The sequence below is a fragment of the Nesterenkonia cremea genome, assembly GCF_014642675.1.
Taxonomy (GTDB): Bacteria; Actinomycetota; Actinomycetes; order Actinomycetales; family Micrococcaceae; genus Nesterenkonia; species Nesterenkonia cremea.
The window spans coordinates 20,060-43,262 of the sequence record NZ_BMIS01000010.1; the positions used below are offsets into that span (position 1 = coordinate 20,060).

22 protein-coding genes are annotated in these 23,203 nt (G+C 68.2%); 14 read left to right on the plus strand and 8 right to left on the minus strand.

Annotation, left to right across the window (positions count from 1 at the left end):
* Nucleotides 1–64: 64 nt before the first annotated feature.
* From IEW85_RS10740 to groL, 3 genes are all read left to right on the plus strand, one after another.
* Complete coding sequence (locus IEW85_RS10740; RefSeq protein WP_188685535.1) at nt 65–313, plus strand: DUF3263 domain-containing protein; 249 nt, start codon at nt 65–67, stop codon at nt 311–313.
* A complete protein-coding gene (locus tag IEW85_RS10745; RefSeq protein WP_188685537.1) occupies nt 310–972 on the plus strand; it encodes a LytR C-terminal domain-containing protein in 663 nt (220 codons plus the stop codon). Before IEW85_RS10740 ends, IEW85_RS10745 begins: the two co-directional genes overlap by 4 nt.
* Before the next feature lie 258 nt (nt 973–1,230).
* Complete coding sequence (gene groL, locus IEW85_RS10750; protein ID WP_188685539.1) at nt 1,231–2,868, plus strand: chaperonin GroEL; 1,638 nt, start codon at nt 1,231–1,233, stop codon at nt 2,866–2,868.
* 166 nt (nt 2,869–3,034) lie between these two features.
* Here the strand turns inward: groL and IEW85_RS10755 are convergent, their stop codons facing one another.
* The 6 genes from IEW85_RS10755 to IEW85_RS10780 form a co-directional block, all read right to left on the minus strand.
* Nucleotides 3,035–3,325 carry a WXG100 family type VII secretion target gene (locus IEW85_RS10755; RefSeq protein WP_188685541.1) on the minus strand — a complete coding sequence of 97 codons (291 nt, stop codon included), beginning with the start codon at nt 3,323–3,325 and terminating at the stop codon, nt 3,035–3,037.
* Between the two features lie 129 nt (nt 3,326–3,454).
* Nucleotides 3,455–5,128, minus strand: a complete 1,674-nt coding sequence (locus tag IEW85_RS10760; protein ID WP_188685543.1) for a sensor histidine kinase — start codon at nt 5,126–5,128, stop codon at nt 3,455–3,457.
* Between the two features lie 84 nt (nt 5,129–5,212).
* On the minus strand, nt 5,213–5,941 hold the full coding sequence (locus IEW85_RS10765) for a response regulator transcription factor (protein WP_188685545.1): 729 nt from the start codon (nt 5,939–5,941) through the stop codon (nt 5,213–5,215).
* A 132-nt stretch (nt 5,942–6,073) separates the two neighbouring features.
* Nucleotides 6,074–7,750 carry a DNA repair helicase XPB gene (locus IEW85_RS10770; RefSeq protein ID WP_188685547.1) on the minus strand — a complete coding sequence of 559 codons (1,677 nt, stop codon included), beginning with the start codon at nt 7,748–7,750 and terminating at the stop codon, nt 6,074–6,076.
* Nucleotides 7,747–9,891, minus strand: coding sequence for a helicase-associated domain-containing protein (locus IEW85_RS10775; RefSeq protein ID WP_188685548.1), 2,145 nt, complete (start codon nt 9,889–9,891; stop codon nt 7,747–7,749). Before IEW85_RS10775 ends, IEW85_RS10770 begins: the two co-directional genes overlap by 4 nt.
* Nucleotides 9,888–10,112: a hypothetical protein gene (locus tag IEW85_RS10780; protein ID WP_188685550.1), complete on the minus strand. Its 225-nt coding sequence runs from the start codon at nt 10,110–10,112 to the stop codon at nt 9,888–9,890. Before IEW85_RS10780 ends, IEW85_RS10775 begins: the two co-directional genes overlap by 4 nt.
* Before the next feature lie 103 nt (nt 10,113–10,215).
* Between IEW85_RS10780 and IEW85_RS10785 the strand changes: the two genes are divergently transcribed.
* Complete coding sequence (locus IEW85_RS10785; RefSeq protein ID WP_188685552.1) at nt 10,216–10,596, plus strand: cold-shock protein; 381 nt, start codon at nt 10,216–10,218, stop codon at nt 10,594–10,596.
* 16 nt (nt 10,597–10,612) lie between these two features.
* Nucleotides 10,613–10,972, plus strand: coding sequence for a DUF3027 domain-containing protein (locus IEW85_RS10790; protein ID WP_188685554.1), 360 nt, complete (start codon nt 10,613–10,615; stop codon nt 10,970–10,972).
* Nucleotides 10,973–11,276: 304 nt separating this feature from the next.
* Here IEW85_RS10790 and serC read toward each other — a convergent pair whose 3' ends face one another.
* Complete coding sequence (gene serC / locus IEW85_RS10795) at nt 11,277–12,401, minus strand: phosphoserine transaminase (protein ID WP_188685556.1); 1,125 nt, start codon at nt 12,399–12,401, stop codon at nt 11,277–11,279.
* A 28-nt stretch (nt 12,402–12,429) separates the two neighbouring features.
* On the opposite strand from serC, the gene IEW85_RS10800 reads away from it, so the two are divergent.
* The 4 genes from IEW85_RS10800 to IEW85_RS10815 all read left to right on the plus strand — a co-directional run bounded on the left by IEW85_RS10800 (nt 12,430) and on the right by IEW85_RS10815 (nt 15,924).
* Nucleotides 12,430–13,164 (plus strand): iron-dependent transcriptional repressor DtxR, encoded by a 735-nt coding sequence (locus tag IEW85_RS10800; RefSeq protein WP_188685558.1) that lies wholly within the window; start codon nt 12,430–12,432, stop codon nt 13,162–13,164.
* Between the two features lie 474 nt (nt 13,165–13,638).
* Nucleotides 13,639–14,523, plus strand: coding sequence for a C40 family peptidase (locus IEW85_RS10805; RefSeq protein WP_229658968.1), 885 nt, complete (start codon nt 13,639–13,641; stop codon nt 14,521–14,523).
* Between the two features lie 257 nt (nt 14,524–14,780).
* Complete coding sequence (locus IEW85_RS10810) at nt 14,781–15,299, plus strand: HNH endonuclease (protein WP_188685561.1); 519 nt, start codon at nt 14,781–14,783, stop codon at nt 15,297–15,299.
* Nucleotides 15,259–15,924 (plus strand): NTP transferase domain-containing protein, encoded by a 666-nt coding sequence (locus IEW85_RS10815; protein ID WP_188685563.1) that lies wholly within the window; start codon nt 15,259–15,261, stop codon nt 15,922–15,924. The genes IEW85_RS10810 and IEW85_RS10815 overlap by 41 nt, the downstream gene beginning before the upstream one ends.
* A gap of 79 nt (nt 15,925–16,003) precedes the next feature.
* Here the strand turns inward: IEW85_RS10815 and IEW85_RS10820 are convergent, their stop codons facing one another.
* Nucleotides 16,004–17,548 (minus strand): OFA family MFS transporter, encoded by a 1,545-nt coding sequence (locus IEW85_RS10820; protein ID WP_229658969.1) that lies wholly within the window; start codon nt 17,546–17,548, stop codon nt 16,004–16,006.
* Nucleotides 17,549–17,687: 139 nt separating this feature from the next.
* On the opposite strand from IEW85_RS10820, the gene IEW85_RS10825 reads away from it, so the two are divergent.
* Genes IEW85_RS10825 through IEW85_RS10845 form a run of 5 tightly spaced genes read left to right on the plus strand, consistent with a single transcriptional unit; the run spans nt 17,688 to nt 23,189 of the window.
* Nucleotides 17,688–18,011, plus strand: a complete 324-nt coding sequence (locus IEW85_RS10825) for a DUF6457 domain-containing protein (protein WP_229658970.1) — start codon at nt 17,688–17,690, stop codon at nt 18,009–18,011.
* Between the two features lie 28 nt (nt 18,012–18,039).
* Nucleotides 18,040–19,356: a molybdopterin molybdotransferase MoeA gene (locus IEW85_RS10830; protein WP_188685565.1), complete on the plus strand. Its 1,317-nt coding sequence runs from the start codon at nt 18,040–18,042 to the stop codon at nt 19,354–19,356.
* A gap of 4 nt (nt 19,357–19,360) precedes the next feature.
* Nucleotides 19,361–20,245 carry a formate dehydrogenase accessory sulfurtransferase FdhD gene (gene fdhD, locus IEW85_RS10835; RefSeq protein ID WP_188685567.1) on the plus strand — a complete coding sequence of 295 codons (885 nt, stop codon included), beginning with the start codon at nt 19,361–19,363 and terminating at the stop codon, nt 20,243–20,245.
* 9 nt (nt 20,246–20,254) lie between these two features.
* Nucleotides 20,255–22,630 (plus strand): FdhF/YdeP family oxidoreductase, encoded by a 2,376-nt coding sequence (locus IEW85_RS10840; protein ID WP_188685569.1) that lies wholly within the window; start codon nt 20,255–20,257, stop codon nt 22,628–22,630.
* Nucleotides 22,620–23,189, plus strand: a complete 570-nt coding sequence (locus IEW85_RS10845; RefSeq protein ID WP_188685571.1) for a glycerol-3-phosphate responsive antiterminator — start codon at nt 22,620–22,622, stop codon at nt 23,187–23,189. Before IEW85_RS10840 ends, IEW85_RS10845 begins: the two co-directional genes overlap by 11 nt.
* Nucleotides 23,190–23,203 lie beyond the last annotated feature (14 nt).

The window sequence follows — 23,203 nt, forward strand, 5'->3', positions numbered from 1 at the left end:
AGGGCGCAAAAACACAACGGGGCAGATGGCGGAGAACTCCCTCAGCTCCCCGTAGGATGGCACCGTGGACGTACGTAGTGGACTCTCCGCTGAGGAGGAGAAGATTCTGGCGCTGGAGCGCCAGTGGTGGAAATACGCCGGGGCGAAGGACCAGGCCATCCGCGACCAGCTCGGCATGACCTCCGTGGCGTACTACCAGACACTGAATCGCCTGATCGACACCGAAGAGGCGCTTGCGCACGACCCCATGCTGGTCAAGCGTCTGCGCCGCCAGCGTGATGCCAGGCAGCGCGCGAGGAGGATGAAACCATGAGCCAGCACCCCCATGACGAGTTCGATGATGTCCCGCCCTACCAGTCCGGTGAGGCCGGCAAGCACCGCGCCCCCGGGGCCGCCGCAGGCGGTGCCGCTGCGGGTGGCGGCGGGCTGAAATGGATCGGACTGCTGGCCGCCGTCGTGCTGGTGGTGGGCCTGTTCTCCTGGCTGGTCTTCGGTGATGACGATGACACTGAGACCACGGCCGGTGACCAGGGCGCCGCTGAGGAGCAGGGGGACGCCGACCAGGATGACGGCGATGACGCCGAGGGCGACGCCGCTCAGGATGAGGACGGCCAGGACGAGGCGGCTCAGGGCGAGGAAGGCCAGGACGACGCCGCTCAGGGCGAGGAAGGCCAGGGCGAGGAAGAGACTGAGGTCGATATGGAGACTCCCGTCCAGGTCTTCAACCACCAGGGCCCCGAGGGCACTGCCGCCAGTGCAGAGTCACAGCTGGAGGAGCAGGGCTACAACGTCACCGCTCTGAACAACTGGGAGTGGGACGCACAGACCACTCCGGTCATCTACCACTCCGCCGAGGACGCCGAGTTCGCCCAGCAGCTCGCCTCCGATATGGGCATCGACAACCTTCAGGAGAGCGATCAGTTCACCACTGTCGCCGTGGTGGTGGGCGAGGAGTACGCGCCCGGTCAGTGAGCTGATCCGCACAGCACTCTGAGAGCACATTCTGCCCAGGGGAGAGCAGAGCTTCGGCATCTTGCACTCTCCTGGGCAGAGTGCTAAATATTGATTAGCACTCTCCTGGCATGACTGCCAGCAGAGGGTGGACTGAGAACCTCATCAGGTGAGGCCACAACGCCCCGGTGACGCGGGGCAGGCCGTCCGTCGCGGGCACCTACGAGTCATCCATCACGGTTTATCGACAAGCCGAGTCCAGGAAGGACACGTGCCACCATGGCAAAGACTATTGCATTCGATGAAGAGGCCCGCCGCGGCCTTGAGCGGGGCCTGAACAGCCTCGCTGACGCGGTCAAGGTCACCTTGGGCCCCCGCGGCCGCAACGTTGTGCTCGAGAAGTCCTGGGGCGCCCCCACCATCACCAACGACGGTGTCTCCATCGCCAAGGAGATCGAGCTCGAGGATGCCTACGAGAAGATCGGCGCCGAGCTGGTCAAGGAGGTCGCCAAGAAGACCGACGACGTCGCAGGCGACGGCACCACCACCGCCACCGTCCTCGCCCAGGCCCTGGTCAAGGAGGGTCTGCGCAACGTGGCCGCCGGTGCTGACCCGATGGGCCTCAAGCGCGGCATCGACAAGGCCGTGGACGCCGTCACCGCCGAGCTCTTCAAATCCGCCAAGGAGGTGGAGACCAAGGAGCAGATCGCAGCCACCGCCTCCATCTCCGCGGCTGACCAGCAGATCGGCGAGCTCATCGCCGAGGCGCTGGACAAGGTCGGCAAGGAAGGCGTCATCACCGTCGAGGAGTCCAACACCTTCGGCCTCGAGCTCGAACTCACCGAGGGAATGCGCTTCGACAAGGGCTACCTCTCCGGTTACTTCGTCACCGACGCAGAGCGCCAGGAGGCAGTCCTCGAGGATCCCTACATCCTGATCGCCAACTCCAAGATCTCCTCGGTGAAGGATGTCGTCGGCGTCCTGGAGCAGGTCATGCAGTCCGGCAAGCCGCTGCTGGTCATCGCCGAGGACGTCGAGGGCGAGGCCCTGGCAGCCCTGGTGGTCAACAAGCTCAAGGGCACCTTCAAGTCCGTGGCTGTGAAGGCTCCCGGCTTCGGCGACCGCCGCAAGGCCATGCTGGCCGACATCGCCATCCTCACCGGTGGCCAGGTCATCGCCGAGGAGGTCGGCCTCAAGCTGGAGAACGCCACTCTGGACCTGCTGGGCACCGCCCGCAAGGTGGTCGTCACCAAGGACGAGACCACCATCGTGGAGGGCTCCGGCGAGGAGTCCGAGATCGAGGGCCGCGTTCAGCAGATCAAGGCTGAGATCGAGAACTCCGACTCCGACTACGACCGCGAGAAGCTCCAGGAGCGCCTCGCCAAGCTGGCCGGCGGCGTGGCCGTCATCAAGGCCGGCGCAGCCACCGAGGTGGAGCTCAAGGAGCGCAAGCACCGCATCGAGGATGCTGTGCGCAACGCCAAGGCCGCAGTGGACGAGGGCATCGTCGCCGGCGGCGGCGTGGCCCTGATCCAGGCCGGGGCACGCGCCTTCGAGTCCCTGAAGCTCGAGGGCGACGAGGCCACCGGTGCGAACATCGTGAAGTTCGCCGTGGAGGCTCCGCTGAAGCAGATCGCCATCAACGCAGGCCAGGAGGCCGGCGTCGTGGCGGAGAAGGTCAAGGGCCTGCAGGACGCCCACGGCCTCAACGCCGCCACCGGCGACTACGAGGACCTGCTGGAGGCCGGCGTCAACGACCCGGTCAAGGTGACTCGCTCTGCTCTGCAGAACGCAGCCTCCATCGCTTCCCTGTTCCTGACCACTGAGGCAGTCGTCGCCGATAAGCCGGAGAAGAACCCGGCCGGCGCAGGCGCCGAGGGTATGGACCCCATGGGCGGCATGGGCGGCATGATGTGATCCTCTGATCACCTCGCCCCCAGGCGACAGCAGAGAGCCCCCGCAGTCTTCGAGGCTGCGGGGGCTCTCTGCATCTGCGGCTGACTCGCGTTTTACCAAGCTGTTCTCGTCCTACCTACGCATATATGCAGGGGTAATCTGAGAATGCCTTGGTAAAACGAGGGTGTCAGCGCTGGAACAAGGCCGCTGCGGCGGTCTCCGTCTCCTCGTACTGGGTGGAGGCCTGAGCCATCGCCTGCCGGACGCTCATCAGGGACTGCTCCACCTGCATCTGGGTGGAGCGCCACTGGGTGAGCACCTCCTGGAAGGCGCTGCCGGCCGAGCCCTTCCAGGACTCCTGCAGCTGGCGCAGCTGAGTCTCCATGGAGTTCACATCGGTCTGGATGCGCCCGATGGTGGCCTCCACGGTCTGGCTCTTGGCCATCAGGTCAGCGGTGTCGATCTGAAGAACGGGCATGATCTGTGCTCCTTTGTCGCGTCGAAGATCCTTCTGTAGGACATCTCCGACGCTACGGAGCCGGGAGCCGCTGTGGACACGGCTGAGGCGCTTCGGTGGAGTGCCGTGCGTGTCGGCGGCACCGGGGGGTCAGCGTGTGGAGGAATCCTCGCCGGCGTCGGGACCCTCATCCTCTGTGGGATCCTCCAGCGGGGCCTGCTCATCGCCCTGCTCCTGCGCCTCTGCGTGCGCCTCAGCCTCGGCCAGCTCGTCGGCCTCCGCCTCCGCGGCCTCATGCTCGTCGGCGTCGGAGACGTGGTCGGACTGGTCGCTGGGCTCCACCATCGGCAGGCGCACCACCATCGTGGCCCCGCCGCCCTCGGTCTCCCGATGCCGGATGGTGCCGTCATGCTGGGCGGCGATGGCCGCGCAGATCGCCAGCCCCAGGCCAGTGCCTCCGGTCTCGCGGTCGCGGGCCTTATCGGCGCGGTAGAAGCGCTGGAAGATCTTCTCGGCGTCGTCCTCCGGGATGCCTTCGCCGTGGTCGCGGACCTCCAATACGGAGTCCGGACGGCCCTCGATGAGAGAGCTGGTGCCCACTGCGAGGTCGATCGGCGTGCCCTCCGGGGTGTAGCGCAGCGCATTGGTGACCAGGTTGGTCACGATCTGGCGGATCTTGCCCTCATCGCCCACGGTGGGGGCCGGCCGGGGGCTTCCGCCGTCGAGTCCGATCACCCGCACCTCGCGGTCCGGGGCGTTGACGCTCATATCCATGGCGGTGTCATGGGCGATCAGGTTCAGGTCCACCGGGGCCAGCTGCAGCGGCCGCTGCTCATCCAGGCGGGCCAGGGTGAGCATGTCCTCCACGAGGTTGCCCATCCGTTTGGCCTCGGACTCGATGCGGTCCATGGCCGTGCTCACGGCCTCCGGGTTGTCGCTCACGCCGCCCTGGCGGTACAGCTCGGCGAAGCCGCGGACGGTCACCAGCGGGGTGCGCAGCTCATGGGAGGCGTCCTGGATGAACCGGCGCATCTTCTGCTCGGAGGCCTCCTTCTCGGAGAAGGCCTGCTCGATATGCTCCAGCATCACGTTCAGCGAGGAGGAGAGTCGGCCGATCTCCGTCTCCGGGGGAGCGGAGGTCTCCACGCGCTGGGAGAAGTCGCCGCCGGCGATCTGCCCGGCGGTCTTCTCCACGCGGAACAGCGGGCGGAAGGCGCGGGTCACCACGGCATAGGCGATGGTGGAGGCGCCCAATGTGGCCAGCAGGCCGATGGTGGCCACCAGGAAGGTGGCGCGCTCCACCGAGGTCTCCACCTGCTCCATGGGCAGGGCGATGACCAGCGATCCCTCACCGGACTCCAGTCGATAGACCTGGGCCCGCCATCCGCGGGAGTTCTCCTCGGTGCCGGGGACGTCGAAGGATTCGCCGGCCCGCTCCATAGCCTCATCAGCCGGGATCGGCTCGATATCCGGCAGGTCCTGGCCCTCGAACTGGAAGTGGGTGGCCCGCAGGCCGCCGTCATCGTCCTGGGAGGGGTGGCCGTCGTTGTCCAGGATGACGCCGTAGAAGCGCACGATGGCCAGCTCGTTGCCATAGTCCTCCACCGGCTGACGCTGGGTCAGATAGATGGAGACGTTGTTGCGGTTGGTGATCAGGTCCTCATCCAGGTTCCTGATCAGCTCCTGCCGGAACAGCGAGGCGGAGACGAAGGTGGTGACCGCCAGGGTCAGCAGCAGCAGCCCGGCGATGATCACCACCAGCTGGGTGCGGAGGCTGGACCCTCTCCACACGCGGGAGAGGGCGAGGAACGGGCGAAAGCTCATCACACCCAGGATACGGCGCTCAGCATGCCCGCAGCAGAGACGGTGTCATCGCAGCGCGGCCGTGCTGGGCGGAGCACTGTGGCCTCAGAGGCCCTGGGTGCGCTGGCGGCGCTCCCAGGTCTGCAGCACGTAGCCCACGCCGCGCTTGGTCTGGATCATCGGAGCGCCCTCGGCGCCGGAGTCGATCTTCCGGCGCAGGTAGGAGATGTAGGACTCCACGATGGAGGCGTCCCCGTTGAAGTTGTACTCCCAGACATGGTCGAGGATCTGCTGCTTCGACAGCACCCGGTTGGGGTTCATCATCAGGTAGCGCAGCAGCTTGAACTCAGTGGGAGAGAGGTCGATGACATCGCCGTCGCGGCGGACCTCGTGGGCGTCGTCGTCGATCTCCAGGTTGTCGAGCCGCACCACGGCGTCCTCGTCCTCATAGGGCGCCGTGCGGCGCAGGACAGCCTTGATGCGGGCCACGACCTCGTCCAGGGAGAAGGGCTTGGTCACATAGTCGTCGCCGCCCACCGTGAGCCCGGTGATCTTGTCCTCCGTGTCATCCCGGGCGGTGAGGAAGAGCACCGGGAAATGCTTGCCGGCGGCCCGCAGCTTCCGGGTCACGGAGAAGCCGTCCATATCGGGCAGCATCACGTCGAGCACCGCCAGGTCCGGCTGGAACGTCTCAGCGGTGTCCAGGGCCTCGCGGCCGTTGGAGGCTGCGGCGACCTCGAATCCTGCGAAGCGCAGGGAGGTGGCCAGCAGTTCACGGATATTGGGCTCGTCGTCGACGACGAGCAGCTTTGCTTCCGGAGTCTTGTCAGTCACGGCGTCCAGTGTCCCTCCCAATTCTGGGAGTTTCCTGGACGGATGCTCTTCATATGGTGGGCTGACTCGGGATGCCCCAGCTCAGCCGGAGATCAGACTGTCGAATAAGTTCTGACCCTCAGAGTGTGAGGTTCAGACGATGTCCTCATCGCTGAGGATCGTATAGCCGTACCCCTGCTCCGAGAGAAAGCGCTGACGCTTGGCGGCGTAGTCCATATCCACCGTGTCCCGGGTGACCACGCTGTAGAAGTGGGCGCGCTTCTGCTCAGCCTCCGTATCCGGGCGCAGCAGCCGGCCCAGCCGCTGGGCCTCCTCCTGCCGGGAGCCGAAGGTCCCGGAGACCTGGATGGCCACCGAGGCCTGCGGCAGGTCGATGGAGAAGTTCGCGATCTTCGAGACCACCAGCACATCCAGCTCCCCGCGGCGGAACCGGTCGAAGTGCTCCTGACGCTTGGCGGTGGAGGTCTGCCCGGTCAGCACCGGGGCCTCCAGGGCCTCGCCGATGCGCTCCAGCTGCTCCACGAACTGGCCGATCACCAGGATCTGCTCGCCCTTGGCCTCATCATGTTCATGGCGATGCCGCGCCACCAGACGCTTCACGACGTCGTCCTTCACCTCCGAGCCCGCGGCCAGCCGGTGCTTCTCCCGGTCCGGGGCGGCGGCATACTCCATCCGCGCCCCGCGCGGCAGATCGGTGCGCACCTCGATGCACTGGGCCGGGGCGATCCAGCCCTGGGCCTCCATCTGCTTCCACGGAGTGTCGAAGCGCTTGGGGCCGATGAGCGAGAACACCTCGCGCTCGCGGCCGTCCTCGCGCACCAGCGTGGCGGTCAGGCCCAGTCGGCGTCGGGCCTGGAGGTCTGCGGTCATCCGGAAGACCGGGGCCGGCAGCAGATGGACCTCGTCATAGATGATCAGGCCCCAATCGTGCTCGTTGAGCAGGTCCAGATGCGGGTAGAGCTCCCCGCGCTTGACCGCCAGCACCTGATAGGTGGCGATGGTGACCGGGCGGACCTCCTTGCGGTCCCCGGAGTACTCCCCGATCTCCTCCTCGGTCAGCGAGGTCCGGCGCAGCAGTTCCGCCTTCCACTGCCGGGCCGAGACGGTGGAGTTCACCAGGATCAGCGTGATCGTGGCGCTGGTGGCCATCACTCCGGCACCCACCAGCGTCTTGCCCGCGCCGCAGGGCAGCACCACGACGCCGGACCCGGAGGCCCAGAAGGTGTCCACCGCCTGCTTCTGGTACTCACGCAGGCTCCAGTCCTGCTGATCCAGATCGATGCGGTGCGGGGTGCCGTCCACATAGCCGGCCAGATCCTCGGCGGGCCAGCCCAGCTTCACCAGTTCCTGCTTCAGCTCCCCGCGGGCCTGACCGTGGACGGCCACTGTGCGCTCATCCAGCTGCGGGCCCAGCAGCGCAGCGATGGTCTTGGTGTGCAGGATCTCCTCCAGCACAGCCTCTTCGTCCTCGGTCTCAGCGGTGCGCAGCACCAGCCCGTGGACCTCATCCTTCTCCAGGCGCAGGCGGCCGTAGCGGCTCATCGTGTCCGCGATGTCGATCAGCAGCGCGTTCGGCACCGGGAAGCGGGAGAGGTTCAGCAGGGTGTCCACCACATACTCGGCGTCGAAACCCGCCGCCCGGGCGTTCCACAGCCCCAGCGGAGTGATCCGGTAGGTGTGCACATGCTCCGGGGCCCGCTCCAGATCGGCGAAGGCGGCCACGGCCCGGCGCGCGGCATCGGCCTGCTCGTGGTCCACCTCCAGCAGCACAGTCTTATCGGACTGGACGATCAGCGGTCCGTTGTTCATGCCGAGCTGGACTCCTTCTCCGTGACGGCGGTGATGCGGTGGATCAGCAGCAGGGACTCTTCCTCTCGGTCCTCATGGCGCAGACGCAGCCGGCCGGCGTTCATGGCCGTGGGCACTCCGACCGCAGTGTGCTCGGTGCCGCCGCTGCCCGCCCGGGTGATCCGGACGGTGCGACGCCGGCGGATGGCCTCGCGCAGCGTGCCCACCACATCAGCGCCGGCCAGGGCCGAGTCATTCCCCAGCTCCGAGACCTTGGTGCCGGTCCCGCCGGAACGCAGGGCGGTCAGGGCGCGGTCGATCACCTCTGGATTCCGCGCCAGCATCTGTGGGGTCACCGTGCGCACCGGGGACTGCTGCCAGGGCGAGGCGGTCAGCTGCCAGGCCGCCGCCGCGGCCGGCGATGAGCCCGGGCTGTCGGCGGCCGTCATCCGCACCGCGCTGTTCGCGGCGGCGCCTGTCGAGGCGGGTGGCGCGCTCGCCGTGGTCTGCGCGGCAGGGGCGGGGGCGCCGTCGGGATGTGAGGTGCGGACCCCGGCCCGGCGCAGAGCACTGCGCAGCTGCTCCGCCGAGGCCTCGCAGACCAGGACCTCCCCGCTGAGATGCTCCAGACCCAGGCTGCTCAGCTCCGGCTGGGCCAGCAGGGCCGCGCGCAGCTGCGGATCCGGCTCCACGATCCAGGCCCCTGCGGAGCCCATGCGCACGCTGGGTGTGGTGCGGACGGCGTCGTCGATCAGAGTGCTCAGCGGAGAGGGCATCTCACTGAGGCTGTGCTGGGTGAGGAACTCGCGGATTCCCTCGGGGCTCCAGCCGCACTCGAGGGCGCCGCGCAGGGTCTCGGCGCTGAAGCGGTAGGTGGGCACGTCGCCGCGGGTCTCCTTGGCGGCCAGCTGACCAAGCGCCTGGGCGGTGCCGGGGGAGAGGGTGCCGGTGGCCACCGCGGTCAGATCTGACTGCAGATGCACCGTCTCCACCAGCGGCGGCAGGGCCGCTTCCAGATGTGAGCTCAACGACGACGGCGGTTCCCCGGCGGCCAGCAGATCGGCATCCTCGACGACGGCGCGGCCGGCGGCGCTCAGCGCGCCCATGGCCAGCAGACCCAGACGCTCAGCCTCCCGGACCATGGGCAGCAGCACATGCCGGGTGCGGGCGGTCAGCAGCGGTCGGTCCCAGGCCAGCTGCTCCAGCAGGGGGCCGGAGAAGGTCTCCGGGCCGGGCTCGGCGTCGTCGGGCCAGTCCAGGGTGTAGAGCTCAGCGGGCTTAGGCCCGGTCAGCGCCTCAGCGGTGCGCAGCAGCCGGTCGCGGAGGGCCGGGGCGTCGCCGCGTTGGCGTTCCGGAGTCAGCACCGGGGCCAGCCGGGCCGAAGGGTGCGGGCCGCGCAGCAGCAGCGGAGAGCGTGGGGCCAGCAGCCAGCCGGAGACCAGCAGCTGCAGACGGTGATGGCGGCCGGCACGGTGCCACTGGGCGGCCAGACGGGTGGGAGCCCAATGGCCGGAGTCGGCGTCGGGCTCGATCAGCCCGGCCGCGGCGGACAGCTCGACCAGCCAGCCGGTCTCACCCACCTCAGGGTCCTTCGGGGAGCTGGCCCCGCTGCGGGCCGAGGTGATGCGCTTGAGCTCACGCATTCCCACCCCGCCGGTGCGCAGCGTGGCCGCCGGGCTCTCCTCCAGAGTGGTCAGGAGATCCTCCACCTCGCTCAGCAGCTCCGAGATCGCCGCCAGAGAGGCGTTCTCCACCAGTGCGGACATCACCGGCTTCGCACCCGGCCGCGGTGGGGCCGGCGGCCCGGCCGGGACGTTCTCCAGGACATGGGGGAGATTGGCCGGAAGGGCAGGTTCGCCGGCGACCTCCAGCAGGACGCCCGCCCGCTCCAGAGCGGCGGCGGCCTCAGGAGCCGCCTGGGCGGAGTAGGGCTCTCCACGGTTCAGCGCCTGGAGCAGATGCAGCGTGCCGGCGTCGAGATGCTGGACCAGATGCCGCAGGCTCATCTCCGACTGGGCACGGGCGGCCAGGCTGGTCATATCCGCCGGGGCAGGGTTCAGCAGATCCGGGCGGACCCGCAGCAGTGCGGCCAGGCCGGCGTCGTCCAGCTGCGCGCAGTGCGCGCTCAGCTCAGTGAGCCCGAAGGTGGTGGTGCCGCTCATCCAAGGGCGGTGCGGCGACGGCGGCGCCGGCTCATCGCCATCAGCATGTAGACGATCATCAGCGTGAAGCCCACCGGGAAGCCCCACAGCGCAGTGAAATAGAGGCTCGGATGCGGATCGGCTCCAGCGAAGTAGAGCCCCAAGATCGCCAGCAGGGCCAGGAAGGAGGCCGCAGTGATGGCCACACCGGCCAGGAGCATCGCACGGGCAGAACGGGACATAGCACCGATTCTATCCCTGACGCGCCACAGCGGTAGTCTTAGAGGCCCATCATCATCCCCCGCCGCCCTGGCGGGAGACCGACCAGAACGAGGTAGAACGAACGTGCCGACCGGAAAAGTGAAGTGGTTCGACGCCGATAAGGGCTTCGGATTCCTGACCTCCGACGACGGGCAGGAAGTGTTCCTGCACTCCTCGGCCCTGCCCTCCGGTGTCACCGTCAAGGCGGGGACCCGGATGGAGTACGGCATCGCCGACGGCCGTCGCGGCAAACAGGCCCTCTCGGTCCGAGTCCTCGACAGGGGCCCCTCCGTGGCGCGCGCCAAGCGCACCCCCGCAGAAGATATGGCCACCCTGGTCCAAGACCTGGTGACCCTCCTCGACAACACCACCGGCCAGCTCCGCAACGGCCATTACCCCCAGTCCGCGCAGTCGAAGAAGATCGCCGCGATGCTCCGCCGCGTCGCCGACGACTTCGACGCCTGAGCGCCGAAGGAACACCATGCCCAAGCCCAAGAAGGACGCCGTCCTCGCCGAAGCCACTCAGCTGGCGCTGGACGCGCTGAAGGAGATCGCGCCGATCGAACAGATCGGACCGCATGTGTCCGCCGTCCCGGAGGAGGACCGGCTGCTGACCCACCGGTTCGCCGCCGATAAGCCCGGGTACCGCGGCTGGGAGTGGTACGTGACCGTGGCACGCGCCCCGCGCACCAAGAAGGTCACCGTCTGCGAGCTGGGCCTGCTGCCCGGCGAGGACTCGCTGCTGGCCCCCAAATGGATCCCCTGGGCCGAGCGGATGAACGAGAAGGAGAAGGAGAAGCTGGGAGACGTCGTCCCCGACGCCGAGCCGGCTTCTGCTTAGTTCCTGGTTCTGCCGAGTTCTTCGTCGTGCCGGGGGAGTTCAGCCGCCGGCGCCGTGAGCGGAGGTGTGATCAGATCAGGCCGTCATATCGCCCGATTCGGCGCTGATAACGCGCGTATCTGATCACACACCCGGACCTCGTGCGGGCGTCGATCGGCACGTCTGGGTGGGGCCGGGCGCAACCTGACGACTCATCCGTGCCGATCGATGGTGCTTCGGCCGGCAGCCATGCGCGGCTTTTGGGCAGGGCCGGAAAACGCCAGGCGCGCGAGAGACCGGGCCCTCCGACGGGCTCAAGCCACGGTCAGCGCTGGCGCTCCAGGACGAAGTCGATCGCCTGGAGCAGCTGGGTGATGTCCTCAGGCTCGATGCTGACGAAGGTGGCGATGCGCAGCTGGTTGCGGCCCAGCTTGCGGTAGGGCTCGACGTCGACGATCCCGTTGGCGCGCAGCGTGGAGGCGATCTCGGCGGCGTCGACGTTGTCGTCGAAGTCCACGGTCACGATGACGTTGGAGCGGTCCTCGGGCCGCTGGACGAAGGGCGTGGCCAGCTCGTGGCCCTCGGCCCAGGCGTAGACCCGGCCGGCGGAGTCGGCGGTGCGTGCTGCGGCGAAGTCCATGCCGCCGGAGTCGTTGAGCCAGCGGACCTGCTCGGCCAGGGTGACCAGAGTGGCCAGGGCCGGGGTGTTGTAGGTCTGGTTCTTCTGCGAGTTGTCGATGGCGGTGGTCAGGCTCAGGAAGTCCGGGATCCAGCGCTGGGCGGCGAGCTTCTCGGCGCGCTCCAGGGCTGCCGGCGACATCATGGCCAGCCAGAGGCCGCCGTCGGAGGCGAAGTTCTTCTGCGGGGCGAAGTAGTAGGCGTCGGTCTGGCTGATGTCCACGGCCAGTCCGCCTGCGGCGGAGGTGCCGTCGACCAGGACGAGCGAGCCGGCGTCGGCGCCCTGGACCCGTGTCACGTCGGCGGCCACACCGGTGGAGGTCTCGTTGTGCGGCCAGGCGTAGACGTCCACGCCGGGCTCTGCCTGGGGAGCGGGGCGTGTGCCCGGCTCAGCCTTCAGAATGCTGGAGGGCTGCAGATGCGGGGCGTTGTCGGTGGCCTTGGCGAACTTGGAGCCGAACTCGCCGAAGCTCAGGTGCTGGGCCTTCTGCTCCACCAGTCCGAAGCCGGCGATGTCCCAGAACGCGGTGGAGCCGCCGACGCCGAGCACCACCTCGTAGCCCTCGGGCGCGTGGAAGAAGGTGTGGAGCCCCTCACGGATCTCGCCCACAAGGTCCTTCACCGGGGCCTGCCGGTGAGAAGTGCCGAGCAGGGAGCGTCCGGCGTCGTTCAACGCCTGCACCTGCTCGGGCCGGACCTTGGAAGGGCCGGCGCCGAAGCGTCCGTCGGAGGGAAGCAGTTCGCTCGGGATGGTGACCCGCTCAGCAGGCATCGATACTCCTTATATATATGCTGGTCTCGTGACCGATCTTATCGATACTACGGAGATGTACCTGCGCACCATCCTCGATCTCGAGGAGGAGGGCATCGTGCCCCTGCGTGCGCGGATCGCCGAGCGCCTGGAGCACTCCGGCCCGACGGTCTCCCAGACCGTCGCCCGCATGGAGCGCGACGGTCTGCTGAACCTGACGGAGGAGCGGCGCCTGGAGCTCACGGAGGACGGCCGTGATCTGGCCGTGCAGGTGATGCGCAAGCATCGGCTGGCCGAGCGGCTGCTCTCCGATGTGATCGGTCTGGACTGGCCCTATATCCATGAGGAGGCCTGCCGCTGGGAGCACGTGATGTCCGAGCGGGTGGAGCGTCGTCTGGTGGAGATTCTGGACAGCCCGGTGGAGTCCCCCTACGGCAATCCGATCCCGGGGCTGGAGAAGTTGGGGCTGCCGCGCAGCGCCGACGCGGCTGCGCTGGCTCTGACAACGCTGCGCCAGGCGGCCGAGGACAGCGGCCACGGATCCGGGCGGAGGCTGTGGGTCGTGCAGCGCCTTGCTGAGTCCATCCAGGTGGAGCCTGAAGTCCTGGAGCAGCTTCTCGACGCCGGCCTGCGTCCCGGCGCTCAGGTGGAGCTCGGTGAGCTCTCCGAGGCCTATGTGACCCTGGTGGTCACCCCGGCCGAGAACGGCGAGGAGGCCGGGGCCCTGGAGGTGGAGCTGCCGTTGGAGGTCGCTCAGCACATCTTCGTGGCCGAGCAGGCCTGACCGTCCTTAGGTGACATTGTCCGGCCACGGGAGCTGGAGCTGTGATTCAGCTGTGATTCAGCTGGGTCTGCGTGCCATGTGCCTCCGAAATCGGGGGAGATCGGCCCTCCAACGGCCCGTTGTGATCCTTTGTAACGAGCCGTTATCCAAGCACTGCTCGTTGAAACCGCAGGTCAGCGGCCTGCGGGGAGGACTGGGTGTCCGTGGATCACGGCTCGGTGACACGCTCCGTGATCTCAGCGTGACATTTATATCGATCCGTTATACAGTCGTATCCGTGCTCAGGACAGACATGGCGCCTGGGCTCCTCCGGTCAGGTATTGCCACCTGCCGCTGATCGGAGCCGTTCGCAATAACTACCGCATAAGGCAGGGGACGAAGCCAGCGGTCATGACAGGACCTGGAGCAGACGAGCTTCCCAGCTCGGAACTCCACACCGGCAGCTTCGTCCGAACAGGGAGAGGTTTTCTAGAAGTGACAGACATCCAGACTTTCGTCTCGCGCCGTGAGCGTCGCCGCCAGGCCAAGCCGTCCATCGCACGCGCTGTGGCCAGCAACGCCGGCACCGTCGGCCGCGGCGCAGCCGTAGCCATGGCCACCTCCGGCCTGGTCATCACCTCCGGCGCCGCAGCCAACGCGGCAGCTGACGACTCCCAGGGGCGCGAGGTCACCACGCTCCAGGTCGCACAGTCCGACCTGAACGTGGAGCGTGCCAGCAGCAGCTCCAACGTCGCGGTCACTGCGTCCAAGGGCGCTGAGCTGACCTTCGACCGCCCGGTCGTCTCCTCCACTCCGGCGCCTGAGCCTGAGCCCGAGCCGGCTCCGCAGCCCACCACCCAGGAAGAGGCTCCGGTCCAGGAAGAGGCTCCCGCACAGCAGGAGGCTCCGGTCCAGGAGGCCCCTGCTCAGGAGGCCCCCGCACAGCAGGCTGAGCAGACCCAGCAGGCTCCCGCTCAGCAGGAGCAGCAGTCCGAGCCCGCAGCTGAGACTGAGTCCCAGCCCGAGCCGGCATCCGCTCCGGCCGGCGGCGGCTCCATCGTCTCCGCAGCCTACGCCGGCGTCGGCACCCCCTACTCCTGGGGCGGCACCACCACTGCAGGCTTCGACTGTTCCGGCTTCATCAACTGGGCCTACAACCAGGCCGGCAAGTCACTTCCGCGCACCACCTATGGCATGGCTTCCTCCCTGACCTCCGTCAGCAGCCCTGAGCCGGGCGACATCGTGCTCGCCAACGGCGATTCCCACGGTGGCATCTACGTCGGCAACGGCCAGGTCATCTCAGCCACCCCCTCCGGCGGCGTGCGCCTGCACGGCCTGCACGAGGGCTGGCACAACCCGACCGGCTACTACCGCGCCTGAGTGCTTCAGCCGGATAGCGCATAAGGCATAACAGAAAATCTCGGGCCGCGAGCCTGGTTCCTCCGGGAGCCGGGCTCGCGGCTTTCTCTGTGCCCGGACGGCGGTTCCGCCATGCTGTGGATGTCATGAGAATTTGGCTGTGAGCGATTTCGTCCTATTCTTGGTCCAGAATGACGGAGGGTGCCGCACCGGCCCCATCCTCGGCCTCGGCTGAGGGTTCCGGCTGGTTCTGGCTCCCATGTCAGGGAGGACCGGACATGCGCACATTGGTGCTCAATGCCGGCTACGAGCCGCTGAGCGTCGTGTCTTCACGCCGCGCCGCCCTATTGGTGATGCGCGGTAAGGCCAGTGTGCTCGCCGAAGAGGGCGCACCGATCGTCTCTCCCTCTGCCCTGATCCCACGGCCGGCTGTGATCCTGCTCCACCGCTATGTGCGTGTGGCCCGTCATCGGCCCAGCTCACCCTCGCGCCGCGGCGTCCTGCGCAGGGACCACAGGCTCTGCGTCTACTGCTCCCGCCCGGCCGGCACTGTGGACCACGTGGTGCCCCGTGCCCGCGGCGGCCAGTCCAGCTGGGAGAACCTGGTGGCCTGCTGCAGCCCCTGCAACGTCAAGAAGGGCGATAAGACCCTCGACCAGCTCGGCTGGAAGCTCACTACGACGCCGGCCGCACCCACCCAGCACATGTGGCTTCCGCAGGAGCTCGACGCACCCTACGAATCCTGGAGGCCCTTCCTTGACCACACCGCTTTCGGAGCCGGCGCTGCAGCGGCCTGAAGGACACCGCGAGGCTGACCGGCTGACCGCAGTGCTGTTGGCCGGCGGCGCCGGCCGACGGCTCGGTGGCGCTGATAAAGCGCGGCTGCGCCGCGACGGATCCACTCTCATGCAGCACTGGACCGAGGCCTTGGCCCAGCGGGGGGTTCCCACCGTCGTCGTCGGGCCTGAGAGTCTGCGGGCGGACCTGCCGGCGGGCACGCTGCTCACACGGGAGGATCCGCCGCTGGGAGGGCCGGCTGCTGCGGCCCGAGCGGGGGTGCTCGCCCTGGAAGAGGCAGGGCTGCTGACTGAACGTCCGGGACGAGTCCTGCTGGCCGCCGTCGACGTGGTGGATCCGGTTCCGCTGCTGGACTGGCTCTGGGCCCAGCTGGACCAGGCCGGTCAGCGGGCGGTGATCCCGCAGGACGGCACCGGAGCGTTGCAGCACCTGGCCTCGCTCATCCCGGGCTGCCCGCTGCGTGCCCGCGCGAGGGAGATCACCGCGCAGGAGGCGGAAGGCAGACCGCTGCGCATCCTGTTGGAGGGCATCGACGCACTGCACCCGACGTTGCCGGAAGGGCTCGGCGCCGACGTGGACACACCTGAGGATGCTCGTCGTCTGCACGTCCACAGGCCTGGATGAGGCCGAAGCCTCTGCCAGGCTGCCGTCCGTGGGGTCGGACTGCTGGCAGGGACTCCGGCCTGAACGCAGGGGCGAGTGGTCAGTGCAGGAAGAGCTGGACCCCGTTGATGAAGGTGTACGTCAGGCCATAGAGGATCGGGATCCCCACTATGAGCCAGGCTGCCGGCACCGGGACGATCGGCTTGCCGGTGGGCTCCGCCACGGGCTCCTCCGCGTTGCCGGAGTCGGCTGAATGCTCATCAGCGCCCCTGGATTCGTTCTCCATGTGGTGCTCCGCCGACACGGGGCGGACCAGCAGGTTGGCGATGAACCCGACCACCAGCAGACCGACCATCGTGTACAGCGCCGGGCGGTAGGCATCGGCGGTCAGTGTTCCCGGCTCGCCGCCGGCGGCGTCGAGGAAGCCGTTGACGATCAGTGGGCCGGCCACGCCGGCGCAGGCCCAGGCTGTCAGCAGGCGGCCGTGGATCGCGCCCACCTGGAACGTGCCGAAGAGGTCGCGGAGGTAGGCCGGGATGGTGGCGAATCCGCCTCCGTAGAAGGACAGGATGATGCCGGCCAGCACGATGAACAGCGCCATCGAGGTGTTCCCCCACGTGGCCAAGGAGAAGTAGAGCAGAGCGCCCAGGCCCAGATAGATCATGTAGATGGGCTTCCGCCCGATCCTGTCCGAGGTGGAGGCCCAGATGAACCGGCCCAGGGTGTTGGTCAGGGACAGGAAGGCCACGAAGCCGCCGGCGGCGGCCAGCGCTACGGCGGTGTTGCCGTCGCCGTCGCGGAAGAAGTCGCGCACGAACGCGTTGGCCTGCTCCAAGATGCCGATGCCGGCTGTGATGTTCACGAACAGAACGGTCCACAGCAGCCAGAACTGCGGGGTCTTCATCGCGGTGTTGACCCGCACATTGTTCTGGGAGACGTTCTTCTTCTGCGCGGCGGGTTCGAAGCCGGCAGGCTTCCAGTCGGGGGCCGGGACTCGCACGATCAAGGCGGAGAAGAGCATCATGCACAGGTAGAGGGCGGCCAGGGTCAGGAAGAGCATTCCTACTGAGGATCCGGAGTGGACCTCTCCGTCCCCGGGGGCACCGCCGTTGTAGATGTTCATGAAGAAGTTGGACAGCGGGGTGGCGATCATCGCGCCCACGCCGAAGCCCATGATGGCCATGCCGGTGCCCATTCCGGGGCGGTCGGGGAACCACTTCATCAGTGTGGACACCGGCGCGATATAGCCGATGCCCAGGCCGATGCCCCCGATCACGCCGTAGCCCAGGTAGAGCAGCCACAGCTGCTCGGCGAAGATGCCGACTGATCCGATCACGAACCCGGAGACCCAGCAGACGGTTGAGGCCAGGATGGCGCGCCGCGGCCCGTTGCGGTCCACCCAGCTGCCGAAGAGTGCGGCGGAGAGCCCCAGCATCACGATCGCCAGGGAGAAGATGATCCCGATGGCGGTATGGCTGGCATCGAAGTGGACTTGGATGGCATCGCGGTAGACCGATGTCCCGTAGACCTGCCCGATACACATGTGGATGCCAAGTGCTGCGGGCGGGATCAGCCATCTGTTGAAGTCGGGACCAGCGGTGATCTTCTGCATAGGAGCAGAGCGCGGTGGTGCCGCAGCGGACATGAGTCCTCTCCTTCTGAGACGAGTCCGTGAGTAGCGTCACAACGCTAGCACTATCATCGATGGGGATGGGCCCTGTGGCTCCGACCTGTGAGAACCTGAGAGCAGAACCCTCTCGAATCCACCTGTGAGGAGACCGACGATGGCTGAGAGCAACCCGCTTGCCGAGGGCCCGCAGAAGACCGAGCAGCAGGCCGCCCGTGAAGCCATCGATCTGTGGGTCAGGGAGCTGACGCACCATCTGGAGATCGAGGACGTCGAGATCGACATCGACGCCCTGCTCAAGCTCGCCGGCCAGGCAGCCCACACCATCGTGCGTCCCTCGGCCCCGATCACCACCTTCCTGGTGGGCTACGTGACCGGACTGGCCGAGGCCTCCGGTCAGGCTGACTACACCAAAGCCGTCCGCGCGGCCTCCCGCGTGGCCGAACAGCTGCTGGAGCGCCGCTCCCAGGCGGTGGGATGAGCTCCCGACGCCGGCCGCGGACCCTGTGATGGCGAGCTTCGACCAGGCGCGCAGCACTGCAGCCGCCCAGCCTGCCCTGCCGGCTGAGCCGCTGCCGCTGCACCAGGCCACCGGCTGCGTGCTGGCCGGGGCCCTGCATGCCCAGCTGGATGTGCCCCATGCCGCCACCTCCGCCATGGACGGTTGGGCGCTGGGAACCCCGACGCCGGCGCTGCATCAGCAGAACCAGCCGCACAGCCACGACCGACAGAGCCACCCAGCACCCTCCTGGCGCGCCCGTCCCGACGGCGCCGGAGGGCCCGGCACACTGCTGGCCCCGCTGGCCGAGGGGGAGGCGGTCGGCGTCGTGACCGGCTCTCCGGTGCCTGCGGGCACCGTCTCCGTGCTGCGGTCCGAACGTGCCCAGTTGCAGGACGGGACGCTGTATGCCGCCGAGCAGACTCCGGATCTGGAGCCCGGGCGCAATATCCGCCCCGTGGCCGTGGAGGCCGCCGCGGGGGACCTGATCCTCCCCGCCGGGGAGCGACTCACCGCCGCCGGTGCCGCCGCGGCCGCCGTGGCCGGCTATGACACGGTACAGGTGATCCCGCGCCCCCGGGTGAGGCTCATCCTCACCGGCTCCGAGGTCATCACCTCCGGGCTGCCCGGCCCCGGCGAGGTCCGCGACGTCTTCGGCCTGGCCCTGCCGCCTATGCTCCAGGAGGCCGGTGCGCAGGTCGAGGACGTACACCGGATCCAGGACGATCCCGCCGCGCTCCGTGCGCTCATCGACCAGCAGCCCGCCCCGGATCTGATCATCACCACCGGAGGCACGGCCGCCTCCCGCGCCGATACCCTTCGCCCGGTGCTCGCCGAACTCGACGCCGAGATCTTGGTCAGCCATGTGGATATGCGCCCTGGCCACCCGGCGCTGCTCGCCCGCATCCCCGGGGCGGACCGCACTCGCCCCGGCACCTACATCCTGGGCCTGCCGGGCAACCCGCTGGCCGGATTCGCCGCGCTGACCGTCCTGGGCCTGCCGCTGATCATCGCCCTGGGCGGCCGCCGTCCTCCGGAGCCGCTGCAGGCCCAGGCCGCTGGGGAGGTCTCCGGAGCTCCCCGCCGCGGCCGCGGGGGAGTGCGGCTGGTGCCTGCCCGGCTCAGCGCCGGTGTCGGGGGTCCTGTGGTCCACCTGTCGGAACACACCCAGGCCCATATGATGCGCGGACTGGCCCAGGCCGAGATCTTCGCTGTGGTGCCCGCCGAGGGCCTGGCCGCCGGAGACCCGACGGAATGCCTGGAGGTGCTGGGCCGTTCCGATGTCAGAAGCCCGATGCCGCACAGCGGCCCGCCGAGGAGGAGCTAGCCAGATGGGACGCGTCACCCAGCGCCGCAGGGTCACCCGCATGATGCGGGACCAGGAGACCGGCGAGGTCACCACGCGCAGCCGCGCCGATACGCTGGCCGTCGAGGAGCCCTTGGAGATCCGGCTGGGCGGGGAGTCCTTCACCGTCACCATGCGCACCCCCGGCCACGACTTCGAGCTGGCCGCCGGTTTCCTGGTCTCCGAGGGGATCGTGCGCAGCCCCGAGGAGCTGCGCGGGCTGCGCTACTGCGCCGGCACCGATGAGCAGGGCAACCAGACCTATAACGTCCTCGACGCCGACCTGGACCCGCTGCTGGCCCCCATGCGCACCTCCGTCAGCGAGCGGCGCAATGTGGTCACCACCTCGGCCTGCGGCATCTGCGGGACCACCAGCATCGACGAGGTGGAGAAGACGCTGCCGCCCGCGCCGGACGCCGGGCCCCAGCTGAGCATCAGCGCTGAGACGCTGCTGCAGCTGCCGGATACGTTGCGCGAGAGCCAGAAGGTCTTCTCCAAGACCGGCGGAGTCCATGCCGCCGGGCTCTTCGACGGGGAGGGGAATCTGCTGTGCCTGCGCGAGGATGTGGGCCGGCACAACGCTGTGGACAAAGTGGTGGGCTGGGCGCTCACCGAAGGCCGTCTGCCGCTGACCGGAACTGTCCTGCAGGTGAGCGGGCGGGCCTCCTTCGAGCTGGTGCAGAAGGCCGCGCTGGCCGGCATCGAGATGCTCAGCGCCGTGGGGGCGCCGTCGTCGTTGGCCGCAGATCTGGCCGAACGCTCCGGGCTGACCCTGGCCGGCTTCTCCCGGGGACGCAGCGTGAACCTCTACACCCATGAGCACCGAATTTCAGCCGAGGACCCCTCCCTCCAGCAGGCCGCCGGCCGGTAGAATCTAGGTATGGATGACCAGGGACGCAACCAGGATGACGTGCGGGGACACACGGTTGAGCTCGAGGACATCGACGAACGGAAGCTGAAGGTCAGCGGGCCCAAGGACTATGCCGCCGGGCTCAAGGCCGTGACGGTCTCCTTCCAGCGGGGCCTCACCCAGGGAGGGTTCTCCCGGACGGTGCGCTCCATGTTCAGGGTGAACCAGGACCGGGGCGTGGACTGTCCCGGCTGCGCCTGGCCCGAGTCGGTCACCGGAGACCGCAAGAAGGTCGAGTTCTGCGAGAACGGCGCCAAGGCGCTGGCCGAGGAGAACACCAAGCGTGTGGCCACCCCCGAGTGGTGGGCCCAGCACTCCATCGCCGAGCTGGAGCAGAGGACCGAGTACTGGCTGGGCCAGTCCGGCCGGATCACCCACCCGATGATCGTGCGCGAGGGCGAGACCCACTACACCCCGATCAGCTGGGCCGAGGCCTTCGAGACCATCGGTGAGCACGTCCGAGCGACGACGCCGGAACGCTGCACCTTCTACACCTCGGGCCGGACCGCCAATGAGACGGCGTTCATGTACCAGCTCTTCGCCCGCAGCCTGGGCACCAACAACCTCCCCGACTGCTCCAACATGTGCCACGAGTCCTCCGGCACGGCGCTGAACCCGACCATCGGGATCGGCAAGGGGACCGTCTCCCTGGAGGACATCGAGCAGTCCGAGCTGATCTTCGTGGTGGGGCAGAACCCCGGCACCAACCATCCGCGCATGCTGGGCTCCCTGGCCGAGGCGCGCAAGAAGGGCGGCAAGGTGGTGGCGGTCAACCCGCTGCCCGAGGCGGGGCTGCTGCGCTTCAAGGACCCGCAGACTCCACAGGGCATGCTCAAGGGCGACCGGATCTCCGATGAGTATCTGCAGATCAAGGTGGGCGGAGACCAGGCGCTGTTCCAGGCGCTGGGCCACATCCTGCTGCGCAAGGAGGAGGAGAACCCCGGCAGCGTGGTGGACCGCGAGTTCGTGGCGTCCTCCACCAAGGGCTTCGAGGAGTACCGGGCCGCCCGCGCCGAGCTGGACTGGGACGAGATCGAGCTGGCCACCGGCCTGCAGCGGGACGAGATCGAGGAGATCGGCGAGCTGCTGGCCAAGTCCAAGGCCACCATCTTCTGCTGGGCGCTGGGGATCACCCAGCAGCCGCATTCGGTGGACACCATCAAGGAGATCATCAACCTGCTCCTGCTGCAGGGGAACTTCGGCAAGCCTGGCGCCGGCGCCTGCCCGGTCCGCGGCCACTCCAACGTCCAGGGCGACCGCACCTTCGGCATCTGGGAGAAGCCCGCCGAGTGGTTCCTGGACAAGCTCGACGCCGAATTCGGTATCGAGTCCCCGCGCGAGCACGGCTTCGACTCCACCGAGTCCATGTATCAGATGGCCGAGGGGAACGTGGACGTCTTCGTCTCCTTGGGCGGAAACCTGGCCATGGCCAACTCGGACACCGCCCTGATGGAGTCTGGGCTGAAGAAGACCGGGCTGACCGTCCACATCTCTACCAAGCCCAACCGCTCCCATGTGGTCCACGGCAAGACATCGATCATCCTGCCTACGCTGGGCCGCTCGGACAAGGATGATAAGCATCCCGGCGGGGCACAGTTCCTCTCCGTGGAGAACTCCATGTCCGTGGTCAGCTCCACCCAGGGACGCCTGGACCCGATCTCCGACCACCTGCTGGCCGAACCGGTGATCATCGCCCGCATGGCCGAGGCGGTCTTCGGTCAGGACCACGCCGTGGACTGGAAGGCCATGGCAGATGACTACGACGTCATCCGCGACCACGCCTCCCGTGTGGTGTCCGGCACCGAGGACTTCAACGAGCGGGTCCGGGACAAGTATGGGTTCGTGCTGCCCAACCCGCCGCGGGATCAGCGCTCCTTCGCCACGGCGGACGGGAAGGCCGGATTCACCGTGCGGGACCTGGAGTACCTGGCGCCGCCCGAGGGCCACCTGGTGCTGCAGACCATGCGCTCCCACGATCAGTACAACACCACCTTCTACGGCCTGGACGACCGTTACCGCGGGATCTCCGGAGGCCGCCGGGTCATCCTCATCCACCCGGACGATCTGGTCCAGACCGGTTTCTCCGACCGCGATGTGGTGGATGTGGTCTCCAGGTTCCGCGGCGAGGAGCGCCGGGCGGCACGGTTCCGCCTGGTGGCCTACCCGACGGCGCGCGGCTGTGTGGCCGCCTACTACCCGGAGGCCAACGCCCTGGTGCACCGGGACCTGGTGGCCCGGGAGTCCAACACCCCGGGCTTCAAAGCCATGATGGTCAGGTTCGAGCCGGCCTCCGAGGAGGCCCGTGAGGAAGAGGAGCAGGGCTTGGAGTCAGCGGTTGCAGTCTGAGGCGGTCCAGCAGCTGCTGCACGACGACCCGATCGTCGCCAACATCAAAGATGAGCACGGGCTGGAGGCCGCACTACGGTCCGATCGTCAGGTGCTCTTCCTGCTCTACGGCTCCGTGCTGGACATCGCCCGCACAGTGACCCGGGCCAAGGAGGCCGGCCGTGTGGTCTTCGTCAACGTGGACCTCATCGACGGCTTCTCCGGCCGGGACGTGGTGGTGGACTGGCTGGTGGAGAACACCCGGCTGGACGGCATCCTCTCCACCAAGACCTCGATGATCCGCGCCGCCCGACGGCACGGACTCTGCGCCGTGCAGCGCTTCTTCCTGGTGGACTCCATGTCCTACGGCCAGCTGCCCCGCGTGGTCGGCCAGGCCCAGCCCGATCTGCTGGAGATCCTGCCCGGCTGTGTGCCGCGGGTGCTGACCTGGCTCAAGGAGGATACCGAGGTCCCGATGATCGCCGGCGGCCTGGTCTGCGACCGCACCGACGTGATGGAGGCGCTCGCCGCCGGAGCGGTGGCCGTGGCCTCCTCCAGCCGCGAAGTCTGGGAGATGTAGGCGGGAGCCTTCAG